At 67.7% G+C, this 11,953-nt stretch carries 11 protein-coding genes; all 11 read right to left on the bottom strand.

Annotated elements, in window-relative coordinates:
* Positions 1-49: 49 nt before the first annotated feature.
* The 11 genes from J2W23_RS19400 to J2W23_RS19350 all read right to left on the bottom strand — a co-directional run bounded on the left by J2W23_RS19400 (position 50) and on the right by J2W23_RS19350 (position 11,940).
* Positions 50-916, bottom strand: a complete 867-nt coding sequence (locus J2W23_RS19400) for an NmrA family NAD(P)-binding protein (RefSeq protein ID WP_307649887.1) — start codon at positions 914-916, stop codon at positions 50-52.
* Positions 917-926: 10 nt separating this feature from the next.
* Entirely contained in the window at positions 927-1,238 is a 312-nt protein-coding gene (locus J2W23_RS19395) for a plasmid stabilization protein (protein WP_176657371.1), read from the bottom strand.
* Positions 1,239-1,394: 156 nt separating this feature from the next.
* Positions 1,395-2,030 (bottom strand): ANTAR domain-containing response regulator, encoded by a 636-nt coding sequence (locus J2W23_RS19390; protein ID WP_176657370.1) that lies wholly within the window; start codon positions 2,028-2,030, stop codon positions 1,395-1,397.
* A 4-nt stretch (positions 2,031-2,034) separates the two neighbouring features.
* Complete coding sequence (locus J2W23_RS19385; protein WP_307649886.1) at positions 2,035-3,183, bottom strand: transporter substrate-binding domain-containing protein; 1,149 nt, start codon at positions 3,181-3,183, stop codon at positions 2,035-2,037.
* 98 nt (positions 3,184-3,281) lie between these two features.
* Positions 3,282-4,001, bottom strand: a complete 720-nt coding sequence (locus J2W23_RS19380) for a branched-chain amino acid ABC transporter ATP-binding protein (RefSeq protein WP_307649885.1) — start codon at positions 3,999-4,001, stop codon at positions 3,282-3,284.
* Positions 3,998-5,791, bottom strand: coding sequence for a branched-chain amino acid ABC transporter ATP-binding protein/permease (locus J2W23_RS19375; protein WP_307649884.1), 1,794 nt, complete (start codon positions 5,789-5,791; stop codon positions 3,998-4,000). The genes J2W23_RS19380 and J2W23_RS19375 overlap by 4 nt, the downstream gene beginning before the upstream one ends.
* Before the next feature lie 10 nt (positions 5,792-5,801).
* Positions 5,802-6,635, bottom strand: a complete 834-nt coding sequence (locus J2W23_RS19370; RefSeq protein WP_307649883.1) for a branched-chain amino acid ABC transporter permease — start codon at positions 6,633-6,635, stop codon at positions 5,802-5,804.
* 36 nt (positions 6,636-6,671) lie between these two features.
* Positions 6,672-7,832: a substrate-binding protein gene (locus tag J2W23_RS19365; RefSeq protein WP_373423957.1), complete on the bottom strand. Its 1,161-nt coding sequence runs from the start codon at positions 7,830-7,832 to the stop codon at positions 6,672-6,674.
* A gap of 66 nt (positions 7,833-7,898) precedes the next feature.
* Entirely contained in the window at positions 7,899-8,789 is an 891-nt protein-coding gene (locus tag J2W23_RS19360; protein ID WP_307649882.1) for a nitrilase family protein, read from the bottom strand.
* Between the two features lie 201 nt (positions 8,790-8,990).
* Positions 8,991-9,629 carry an alpha-ketoglutarate-dependent dioxygenase AlkB gene (locus J2W23_RS19355; RefSeq protein ID WP_307649881.1) on the bottom strand — a complete coding sequence of 213 codons (639 nt, stop codon included), beginning with the start codon at positions 9,627-9,629 and terminating at the stop codon, positions 8,991-8,993.
* Positions 9,616-11,940: an ATP-dependent DNA helicase gene (locus J2W23_RS19350; protein WP_307649880.1), complete on the bottom strand. Its 2,325-nt coding sequence runs from the start codon at positions 11,938-11,940 to the stop codon at positions 9,616-9,618. The genes J2W23_RS19355 and J2W23_RS19350 overlap by 14 nt, the downstream gene beginning before the upstream one ends.
* Positions 11,941-11,953 lie beyond the last annotated feature (13 nt).

The raw sequence follows: 11,953 nt of genomic DNA, 5'->3' as shown, positions 1-11,953 counted from the left end.
CGCCGGACACATCGATGTCCGATTCAGGCAATCCACCGCTTCCCGGCGCTCAGGCGGTGCTCTTCCTCACCAACGCCGAGATGTATTCGTCCAGCGAAGTCGCCCCGCGCTCCGGCTTCTCGGGCTCCTCCTTGTTCTCCAGCGTGATGCGCGTCATCGCCGCATACGACTTCGCCCCAGCCTCCGAAAACCCCAGCGACCGGAACGCCTGCTCCCACTGCTCGGGCGGCGTCACCGCCACCTGAACCGGCCGCCCCAGCGCCTCTGCAAAAGCGCGCGCGACATCGCCCGGCGAATAGCGCTCCGGCCCCTCGACATAGTGCGGCCCCGACGCCTCGGCCGCACCCAGCATCAGCCGTGCGGCGAACTCCCCGAGGTCGCGCGGCGCCACCATCGGCAGCTTGAAGTCGGGCGGGTACATGCTGTGCACCTTGCCTTCTTTCTGCGCGGTTGCCAGCGAGGCGTCCCAGTTGCTCATGTAGTAGGCCGCGCGAATGGCGCTGACAGGCGCCGCGCCGGTTTGCCGCAGCGCCTGCTCCATGTCGTACAGCACGCCGAGGTCACCGATGCCGTCGCCGGGCTGCGCGCCGTAGGTCGATTCGCAGACGATCTTCTCCAGCTTGCAGCCTTGGAGCGCGGCCACGATGGCGTGCAAGCTCTTGCGCTCTTCGGCGACCGTGTCGGTCGATGGCGGCGCCGGCGGGTTGAGCACGAAGAGCCGGTGTCCGCCTTCGATCACGCGGTGCAGCGCGGCGGTGTCGAACACGTCGACCTCGGCCACATGCGCGCCCTTGGTCTTCAGCGATGCGGCCTTGCCGGCATCGCGCGTAACCACGGTGACCGGCTCGTTGCGCGCAAGCAGCGCCTGCGCCAATGCCGAACCGACGTGGCCGGTGGCGCCCAGGATGATGTGCATCGCCATCCCCCTACGACCGCTTCTCGGCGTTCCGCCTGCGCGTGGCGGCCCCCTTCTTCGCGGAAGCCGATCGCTCGGCTGCCGTGCGCGATGCCGCAGCCGCCCCGCCCTTGTGACCGCCCTTGCGGGAAGGCGCATGGTTCTCGGCCTTGCCGCGGCCCGATCCGCTCTTCTTGCCGCCGCCGGTCTCGGCATTCACCGTGGCCCACGCGCGCCTTTCGGCTTCGGCCTTGCCGACACCGCGGTGTTCGTAGCCTTCCTCGATGTGCTCGGCCTTGCGTTTCTGCTTGTCCGTGTAGGACGACTTGTCGCCTCTTGGCATGGTCATCGCTCCTTCAGGTTGAGAGGAGCTTTCATGCTGGGCGCACGGCCCGCGCCGTGGGTAAGAAGACGCACGCGATGCGCGTCAGCGTTGTCTGGCGCGGACCCCGGACCGGCGTCGACTGCACGCAACGGCGCGTCAGCGCGTCGGCACCGTTCAGCTTCCGCTTGCGCCCCCGCCCTCCCGCAAGCGCCCGAGGCCCAGCTTCTCCATCGCCTCGTGCGCCTCCACCACCATCAGCGCCACTTCCGCCACCGTGACCCGCAGCGTCGTGGCGCGCGTGCGCATGTGCTCATAGGCTTTGGCCTCGGTCAGCGATTGCGTTTCGGCCAGCATGCGCACGGCCTTCTCGATCTGCCGGCGCGACTTGATCGTTTCTTCGAGCTTGCTCACCTTGCTCTGCAGCCGCTCCTGGTAGCCGCGCGACGACCGCGCCAGCACCAGCGTGCTCAGCACGCCCGACGAACGGAACGGGCGGGTCAGCACGCCGTGCGCGCTGGTGTCCAGCAGCAGCTTGAGCGTGGTCGGGCTCTCGTAGTCGGACAGCGCGATCAGCGTTGCCTCCACCGCACTGGCACACCAGCTGGTGCTGTCCTGCAGTTCCTGCGAGACCTGAAAGAAGATCACGTCGCATCCGGTGGGCGGGGCGGCGGGAAAGGGCCAGATGATCTTGAGCCGGCAGCCGATGCGCTTGAGCTGGTCGAGAAGGATGTCGCGGTCCTCGCCCGGCGGGTACACCACCGCGACGCAGATGCTGCGCAGGTCATCGTAGAGGCGGCGCAAACTGCTCATGACATCAGCTCAGCCAGAACTCGGAGAACCCGAAGGTTGACAGGTACGGGTCGGGTTTGACCGGCCCCGCGCCCTCCCACAGCAGGTCGAACTGCCCGTCGCTGCGGCACACGGCGATGCGAGGCGTGAGAAAGGTGTGGTTGTTCTCGGCATCGATGGACAGCGGCCCCTCCGGCGACTCGAAGCGCACCGAGCGCACGGCGTTGACGAGCTTGCGCGTGTCCAGGCTGCCGCTGCGCTCCAGCGCCCGCGCGAACAGGTGGACCTGGCTGTAGGCCGCCTCGGACCACATGCTGGTGGGCCGGTCGCCATAGCGCTTGCGCCACAGCGCGATGAAGCGGTCGTTGCATTCGTTCTTCAGCGAACTGAAGTACGTGGCCGAGGTGATGTGCCCCGCGCAGGCGTCGGCGCCGGTCATGCGGACTTCTTCCTCCACCATCGACAGGCTGGCGATGGGCATGCGCTGCGGGTCGAGCCCGTGCTCGCGGTAGATCTGGTACAGGCGCCGGGCCGACTGGCCGACGATGGTGCAGAAAATGACGTCGGGCTGCGCGTCGGCGATGTCGCGCATGACGTCCTGCAGTTGCGTCTCGGAGGCCTCCAGCGGCACGTAGACCTCGTCGAGGATCTCGCCGCCGTGCTGCTCGACCATCTCGCGCATCACGCGGTTCGATTCGCGCGGAAAGATGTAGTCGGCACCGATCAAAAAGAAGCGCCGGCCCCGGTTCTTCAGCAGGTACGCCGCGAGCTGCACGCTGTTCTGGTTGGGCACAGCGCCGGTGTAGATGACGTTGGACGAATATTCGAAGCCTTCGTAGAACGAGCAATACCAGAGCAGCGCGTTGTTGCGCTCGATCACCGGAAGCACGGCCTTGCGGCTGGACGAGCGCGAGCAGCCGAAGATCACGTTGACCTCGTCCTCCAGCAGCAGCCGGGTCGCGAGCCGGCGGTATTCGTCGGCATCGCCCTTGGGGTCGTAGGCCACCGGCAGCAGCGGGCGGTCGAGCACGCCGCCCAGGCCGTTGATTTCCTCGATGGCCAGCGCGGTCCCGAAGAAATGCTCCGACTCGGTCACGCCGGTCGCGCCCGAGCGCGAATGCAGCACGCCGATGCGCCAGCCGTCTTCGGCGGGGGCGGGTTTCTCAGTGGTCATCGGCGTTCTCCATCGTCGCTATCGTCATTCCAAAAGGCATGAGCAGAATCCGTGCCTTCCCTCCCCTGCGCGCCCTCTTCGGCGCAGCGGGCGCCAGGTCAAACCCGCAGGTGGTCGAACACGGATGCCGCGGCGCCCGGGGCCTTGGCATTGCCTTCGTCGACCAGCTCGCCTTGCTTGAGCACCACGTAGCGGTCGGCCACCTGGAGCGCGAACGGCACGTTCTGCTCCACGACCAGCATCGCGGTGCCGCGCCGGGCGCGTTCGTCCAGCAGCGCGCGGGCCAGCCGGTCGATGACCGAGGGTTGCAGCCCTTCGGTGATCTCGTCCAGCAGGATCATCGTGGGCCGCATCATCAAGGCACGGGCGAGCAGCAGCATTTTCTGCTCGCCGCCCGAGAGCGTGCCGGCGTCCTGCTTCAGCCGGGTCTTGAAGACCGGAAACAGCGGCTCGATGTCCGCGAAGCGCTCGTCGAACACCGACTCTTTCGCGAGGCCGAGCCGCAGGTTGTCGCGGATGCTCAGGTCGGCGAACAGCGCCTGCTCCTGCGCCGCATAGGCGATGCCCTGGCGCGCGATGCGGTGCGGCGGCTGCCGCGTGATGTCGTGTCCGTTCAGGCGGACGTGTCCGCCCTTCTTGGGCAGGTAGCCCATCACGGTCTTGAGCAGCGTGCTCTTGCCCATGCCGTTCTTGCCCAGCAGCGCCACGGCCTCGCCGGCAGCGATGTCCAGCGACAGCCCGCGCAGCACCACGGAGGCGCCGTAGCCGCTGCTCAGGCGCTCCAGCCGCAATGCCTGTTGGCTTTTTTCATCGCTCATGCGGCCTCCTCGGGTGCGTGTGCGCTGCCGGCGTAGATGGTCTTGACCAGCGGCGAATTCACCACCTCCTCGAAGCTGCCCTGCATCACGATGGTTCCCTGGTGCAGCACCACGATGCGGGTGGCGATCTGTTCGACGAAATCGAGGTCGTGCTCCACCAGCAGGCAGCACAGGCCATGCCGGTGCGCGAGTGACGAGAGCACTTCGCCGATCTGCGAACGCTCGGTCTTGGTGAGGCCCGCGGTCGGTTCGTCGAGCAGCACGATGCGCGGCTCCAGCGCCAGCACCATCGCGAGTTCGAGCGCCTGCTGCTCCCCGTGCGAGAGATCGCGTGCGACGGTGGCGAGCTTGGCGTCGAGCCCGGTGGTGCGCACCACGTCGAGCGCATAGGCCGGCAGGCGCAGCACGGCGTCCTGCCGCACCAGCGAGGGCTTCTCGAGCAGCGTGCCCGCAATGCGCAGGCACTGCGCCACCGTCAGCGACTCGAAGATGTTGGCGTTCTGGAACTTGCGCCCCAGCCCGAAGCGCACGCAGGCCTCGGGCGGCAGCTCGCGGATGTCGTGGCCGCAGAGCTTCACGGTGCCGGCGCTGCGCTCCGCGCCGTCGCTCATGCAGCGCATCAGCGTGGTCTTGCCGGCGCCGTTCGGACCGATCAGCCCGACCAGCTCGCCGGCGCGCGCTTCCAGGTCGATGCCCTGCAGCACCTTGAGCGCGCCGTAGTGCTTCGCCACCTGCTGCATGGAAAGGGCCGGCCCGGCGGACTGTGCCGCCTTGCTCCTTGCCTCGCGTGCCTGAAGCACCGGAACGCGCGCGGCGATGCGCCCCAGCCCGAAGGGCTTGAGCAGCAGCGGCACCAGCCCCTGCGGCAACAGCACGATGACAAGCACGAAAGCCACGCCGACGATCAGTTGCCACGCGAACGGCATGCTGCCGCTCAGGTAGGCGGTGGCCACATTGATCAGCACCGCGCCGACGAGCGGCCCCCACAACGTGCCCCGCCCGCCCAGCGCGACCCAGATGATCAGCTCGGTGCCCAGCGCGAAGCCGGTGAGCTCGGGCGCCACCACGCCGCTGAACGCGCCGTAGCCGAAGCCCGCGATGCCCGCGACCAACGCCATGACGGTGAGCAGCGCGATCTTGACCATCGCGGTCGGAATGCCGAGGTAGGTGCAACGCGATTCGTTGTCGCGAATCGCGGCCAGCACCCGCCCGGCATCGCTGCGCACCAGCAGCCAGCCCAAGAGGCCGAACAGCACGAGCATGCCGCCGGCGACCCAGTACCAGGCCTCGATCGAAAGATCGAAGCTCTCGTAGCCGGTCAGACCCGAGCTGGAGCCCGTCCACTGGCCGCCCGACAGCAGCAGTTGCGTCAGCACGATCGGCAGCACCAGCGAAATGACCGTCGCGAAGAACGGCGAGGCGCCCCGGTAGAACGACAGCCAGCCCACCAGCGCCCCGACCGCCGCGCTGACGGCGATGGCGGCGCCCAGCGCCAGCAGCGCCGTCGAAACGCTGAAACCGCTGTGCGTGAACACCAGCCCCGCCGCATAGGCGCCGATGCCGAAGAAAGCCGACTGCCCGAAGCTCAGGTAGCCGGTGTAGCCCCACAGCACATCGACCGTGATCGCGGCGATGGCGAAGAAGAAGGCCTTCACGAGGATGTTGAGCAGGTAGGTGTCGAACACCCATGGGCCGGCCACGATCAGCGCCAGGCCGATGCCGCCCAGCACCGTGAGCCCACGGCCCGAGTGCAGCGTGGCGCGCAGCGAAGAAGGCGCAGCAGAAGCCATTGCAATGTTCTCAGCCACGGGCAAACCCCTTCGGACGGATGCGCAGCGTGACCGCCGCGAGCACCGCGATGGTGAGCCCGCCGAGCACCGGATTCGCATAGGTGCTCACCAGCACCTGGCAGGCACCGAACACCACGCAGGTCAGCAGGAGGCTGGGCATCGAGTGGCCCGACACCATGACCAGCATGAAGGCGCTCACCAGCCAGGGCAGCCCCATGTTCGGATCGACGCTGGACAGCGGCGTGATCATCGTGCCCGCCAGCGTGCCCAGCCCCGCACCGAGGCTGAAGGTGATGAAGCGCACGCGCCCCGCATGGATGCCCAGGCCGCTGGCCAGCTCCTCGTTCATGATCACCGCGCGTGTGCGAATGCCAAAGCGCGTGCCGTTCAGCAGCGCGGTGAGCAGCAGGCACAGCGCGATGGCGATGGGCACCAGCAGCAGTCGGTAGGCCGAGTAATCGACGCCGCCGAGCGACCAGGTGCCCGCGAGCGGCGCATCGACGAACTGCACTTCACGCCCGAACGCCATCACGATCGACTGCCCGATGACGATGCCCAGTCCCCAGGTCGCGAGGATGGCGTCGAGCGGACGTTTGTAGAGCGGCTTCACGATCAACCACTCCACCGCCATGCCCGCCACGACGCCGACCGCCAGCGACAGCGGCCAGCTCAGCCACGGATCGAGCTTGAGCTGGGTCACCACATAGCTCGCATAGCCGCCCAGCGTGAGCAGCGCGCCGTGGGCGAAATTGACGATCTTCATGACCCCGAAGATCATCATCAGCCCGGCGGTGACGATGAAGAGCATCGCGGCAGTCGTGAGCAAATCCAGCAGCAGCACCATGTAGAAGCCTTTGTCCGAGACGCTGTTTCTGCGACGTTATTTCAGGTTCGGGCACTGCGCGCCGGGATCGACGCTCGCGAAGGTTTCCAGGATCTTGATCGATCCATCCGCCTGCACCTGGCCGAGACGCATCGACAGTGGCGTGTGGCGGCTCTTGTTCATCGACACCGCACCGCGCGGGCCGGTGAACGACACTTCGCCGAGCGCCTTGACCACCTTGGCCGCATCGACGGAGCCGGCCTTTTCAACGGCGGCCTTGTAGAGGAAGAATGCCTCGTACTGCGGCTCCGACAGCTCGTTGGGCGTTTTCAGGTCGGCGCCGAACTTCTTCTTCATCGCCTCGAGAAACTTCTTGTTCTCTGGAATGTCGATGCTCGTCAGGTAAGAAGCCGACATGTACATGCCGCTGGCCACGTCGCCCATCGTCTTGGCCGTGCCCTCGTCGATCGCGAGGTTGCCATAGGGCAGCGTGAGGCCCGCGCCCTTGAGCTGCTTGGCGAGCGACACATTGGGCGCGCCGCCCGCGGTGGCGCTGACGAGCGCGTCGGGCTTGGCGGCGCGCAGCTTGGAGATCACCGAGGTCCAGTCGCTGCCGTCGATCGGCAGGTATTCCTCGCCCACCACCTTGCCGCCCTTCTGCTCGATGTACTTGCGGGTGAAGTCGAGCATGCCGCGGCCGAAGGCGTAGTCGTTGCCGACCAGGAAGAAGGTCTTGGCGCTTTTGCTCTTGAGGAAGTAGTCGACCACCGGTGCGACCTGCTGCTCGGGCACCCAGCCGTTCACGTACATCCAGTTGTTGCACGAGCGCCCTTCGTAGAACGAGGTGTAGATGTAGGGCACCTTGCCCTTGCTCACCACCGGCAGCGCGGCATTGCGGGCCGCGCTGTTTTCCATCGCGATGATGGCGGCCACCTTCTTCTGGAACACCAGCGTATCGAAGGCCTTCTGCGCGCCGACGGCGCCGGAGGCGTCGTCCACGATCTCCAGCTCGACCTTGCGGCCGAGGATGCCGCCGGCGGCGTTGATCTCGTCGACAGCCAGTTGCGACGACTGCACCGCGGCCGGCGCCACGACGCTGTTGGCGCCCGACAAGCCGACCGCCACGCCGATGCGGAGGGGGTCGGCGGCCTGGGCGTGCGCGCCCAGCAAGGTGGCGGCCGTCATGGCGCCGAGGCGCAGGAGAGAAGCGATCTTCATGTTCAGGGTCCTCTTGGGGTCGATGGAAAAGTTGAGTGGGTGACAGCGAAAAAAGAAACCGTAAGTTCAGTGCCGCGGCAGCGGCCAGCCCGTGCCCAGCATCGGGTCGTAGATGTCGTCGCGGCGGTCGCGCAGCACATCGTTGAACGCGTTCAGGTGGCGCGCCTGGCGCGATGCCTTGAGGTTGATGCGGGCGAAAAGAATCTCCTCGCGGTCGTGCGAGGCGGGCCCGGCCAGCGGCCAGCCCTGCGCGCCCACGATGAGGCTCTGCCCGACGAAGGGCTGGCCCCGCTCGGTGCCCGTGCGGTTGGCGCAGACGATGTTCATGCCGTTGCTGTGCGCGCTGGCCATCGCGAGCGTAGTGGCCATGGCCGGGCGGTCGGCGGGCTGCTGGGGCATGGGCACCCAGTTGGTCGGCATGCAGACGATGTCGACGCCCTGCATCGCGAGCAGGCGATAGGCCTCGGGGAACCAGCCGTCGTAGCAGATCATCACGCCCAGCCGGCCGAGCTCGGTGTGGAACACCGGCAGCCCCTTGTTCCCGGGTTCGAAGAACAGGTGTTCGTCGCCCCAGAGGTGCAGCTTGCGGTAGGTGCCGAGCCAGCCGCGCGGGCCGAGCACCACGGCCGCGTTGTAGAGGCGGTCGTCCTCGCGCTCGGCGATGCCCGCGACCACGTGCACGTTGCAGCGCCGGGCCGCATCGGCCCAGGCCTGCGTGCTCGGCCCGTCGGGCACCGGCTCAGCCAACGCGAACGCCTCGGCGCGGCTGGCGAACACGTAGCCGCTGTTGGCCAGCTCGGGCAGCACGATGATCGATGCGCCCTGCGCGGCCGCTTCTTCGATCAACTGCACCGACCGCGCGACGTTGGCCGCCGTGTGGCCCACGTGCGGTTCCATCTGCACGCTCGCCACGACGAGGTCCGGAAAACCCAGGCCTTCTTCTTCCTGCACTGTCATTCAAGCTCCAAAAAGCAAAAAGCCCTCGACCCCGCTTGCGCGTTGTTCGAGGGCTTTCATAGCCGGTATGTGAAGCAGCGATGTTGCTGCCCGACGCGCACTCAAGAGCGAGTGCTGTCGTGGGGCCGGAGATTAGAAGAAGGTATTCGCGGTGTCAATTGGAATTTTCTGCGGCGTGCAGAAAAGCGCGATGGCTCGCCATCAGCTTGCGCGTGATACGCCCGGGCGCCTGCGCGACGGTGTGCGCAGCGTGATTGAGTAGCGCAGTGCCTCGGTCGGCGCAATGGCGTGCTGCCACGCCCAACGCGCCGGACCGCGCAACAGATAGATCGAGCGCGGCTCGACAAGGAACTGCACATTACCCGCCTCGGAGGTCGATGCCCCGCCCGGCCGGTACGGCTTGAACTGCATCACCGCATCGCCGAGCAGCGAGACGCCCAGGATCTCTTCGAAGTCCGGCACGTCGCGGTGCCAGCCGAGCGGCGTGCCGGGCTGGTACTCGGCGATCAGCATGTGGGAGAGCGCCTCGGGCGCAACGCCGAGCCATGTCGCCGCCCTCGCCCGCAGCGGATGCAGCGCCTCGGGCAGCGGCGCACCGGGCTTGAGCCGGTTGGTGTCGAAGTCGTAGCTGCCGCCGAAGCCGATGCCGCGGCGGCGCGCGGTGTATTCCTTGTAGCGCATCTCCTTGAGCGGCAAGGCCTGCACGATGCGCAGCAGCCCGGCCTCTTCGTCCCGCGACAGGAACTCGCGTTCGTAGCGCAGGCCCTCGATGACGGGCGTGGGCGTTCCGCCGAACAGGTCGTCCTGCCCGGCGTGTTCGAGGCGCCTAGCGGATCGCATCGCTGGCCCTCCCCACTTCCACATGCCACCAACGCGGCAGCAGCTCGCGAATTTCCGTCCGTGCAAAACGATCGTCGAGCAGATGCAGCACGCCGCGGTCTTCCTCGGTGCGGATCACGCGCCCGGCCGCCTGCACCACCTTCTGCAGCCCCGGATAGAGATAGGTGTATTCGTATCCCTTGCCGAAGCGCGACTGCATGCGCTCGCGCGTGATCTCGTTGAGCGCGTTGTATTGCGGCAGCCCCAGGCTCGCGACAAAGGCGCCCACGAGGCGGCTGCCCGGCAGGTCGATGCCCTCGCCGAACGCGCCGCCGAGCACGGCGAAGCCGATGCCCTGCCCACCTTCCTCGAAGCGCGCGATGAAGCCGTGGCGGTCGGCTTCGCGCATGCCGCGCGTCTGCGTCCACACCGGCACGCCGGGGTGCCGCGCCGAGAAGGCGGCGCAGGCGCTCTCCAGGTAATCGAAGCTGCTGAAGAAGGCCAGGTAGTTGCCGGGCATGCGCTCGAACTGGGCGCCGATGATGCCCGCCACGTTGTGCAGCGACCCGGCGCGGTCGCGAAAGCGCGTGGAGACATCCATCGCCACTTCGACGCGCAGTTGCCGGCTGTTGAACGGCGAGGCCACGTCGAGCAGCGCGGTGTCCGGCGGCAGGCCGAGCGCATCGCGGTAGAAGGCGAACGGCGAGAGCGTGCCCGAGAAACAGGTGACCGACACCGCATCCGCGAACCGGCCTTCGAGGAACGGCGCGGGCACGAGGTTGCGGATGGCCAACGTGCGGTCTTGTTGGGTGATGCCGAGGGTGCGCTCGAACACCGAGTGGTCGTCGAACACCTCGGCGAGCCGGGCGAAGTGCAGCGCATCGAAGAAGAAGCGTTGCAGCGGACCCTGCGCGGCCTCGGGCTTGGCGGCGAAGTACTCGGCCATCGCGGTGTTGGCCGCCTGCAGCGCGCGCACGAAGCGCTCGGGAATCTCGTCGGCGGTTTCGTAGTTGTCGGTCTGCGACTGCTGGACGGTGTCCCACTCGCGAAAGAGCCGCGCGAGCGGGCCGCGCACCGGCGCGGGCGCGATGCGGTGCGCCTCCTCGAGCGCCCCGCCCTCCAGCGCTGCCGTGTACATGCCGCGTGCGCGCTCCAGCAGGTTGTGCGCCTCGTCCACGAGCACCGCGACGCGCCAGTCGGCGTCCTTCATCGTCGCGAAGAGAAAGGCGCTGCCGTCGAAGTAGTAGTTGTAGTCGCCCACGATCACGTCGCTCCAGCGGGCCATTTCCTGCGCGAGGAAATAGGGGCACACCGTGTGTTGCAGCGCGACCCGCCGCAGTGCCTGCCGGTCGAGCCAACCGGTTTGCGCGGCTTCGATGCGGGCGGCGGGCAAACGGTCGTAGAAGCCCTTGGCGAGCGGGCACGAGTCGCCGTTGCAGGCAAGGTCGGGGTATTCGCAGACCTTTTCGCGCGCGGCGAGTTCGAGCACGCGCGGCTGCGCGCCATTTGCTGCGCAGCCTTTGCCCAGCACCCGCAGCGCATCGAGCGCCACCGGCCGGCCCGACGTCTTGGCGGTGAGGAAGAAGACCTTGTCCAGCTTCCCCGCCGCGCGCGCCTTGAGCAGCGGAAAGAGAGTGGCCAGCGTCTTGCCGATGCCGGTCGGCGCCTGCGCCATGAGGCAGCGCCCGCCGACGGCGGCGCGGTAGACGGCTTCGGCCAGTTCGCGCTGGCCGGTGCGGAAGGACGGGTGCGGGAACGCGAGCTGCGCCAGTGTTCGGTCGAGCGCGCCGTGGTGATCGGCTTCCTGCTGCGCCCACGCGCTGTAGCGCTCGCACAGCCCTTCGAAATGTTCGCGCAGCGCCTCGCGCGTGTGATGTTCCTCGAGCAAGGTTTCCTCGCCTGTGGCGAGATCGAGATAGACGAGCGCGACCGTCATCTGCGCATGCCCGTGCTGCTCGCACAGCATCCAGCCGTAGATGCGCGCCTGCGCCCAGTGCAGCGCGCGGTGGTTGCCGCGGATGGCGTCGAAGTCGCCGCGGAAGGTCTTGATCTCTTCCACGCGCGGTGAATCGGGCGCGTAGCCGTCGGCGCGGCCACGAACCCGCAATGCGCCATGCCGGGCGTCGAGCGACACCTCGCTCTGGTAGTTGCCGCCGCGCCGCCCCTGCACCAGTGCGTGGCCGGCCATGCCTTCGAGCGCGCTGGGCGCGGGCACGAAGCGCAAGTCGAGGTCGCCCGCCTTCGCGCCGAAAGCGCAGAGCGCCTTGACGGAAACGACATAGGCGGCCGAAGCCGCATCTGTATCTGGCGGGATGGAGGAATCCGGGGTCATCTCTCGATTGACT

This window comes from Variovorax boronicumulans, from assembly GCF_030812215.1.
GTDB classification, from domain to species: Bacteria; Pseudomonadota; Gammaproteobacteria; order Burkholderiales; family Burkholderiaceae_C; genus Variovorax; species Variovorax boronicumulans_C.
The sequence above is the reverse complement of the archived record's forward strand: the minus strand, read 5'-3'. Positions and strand labels throughout refer to the sequence as shown.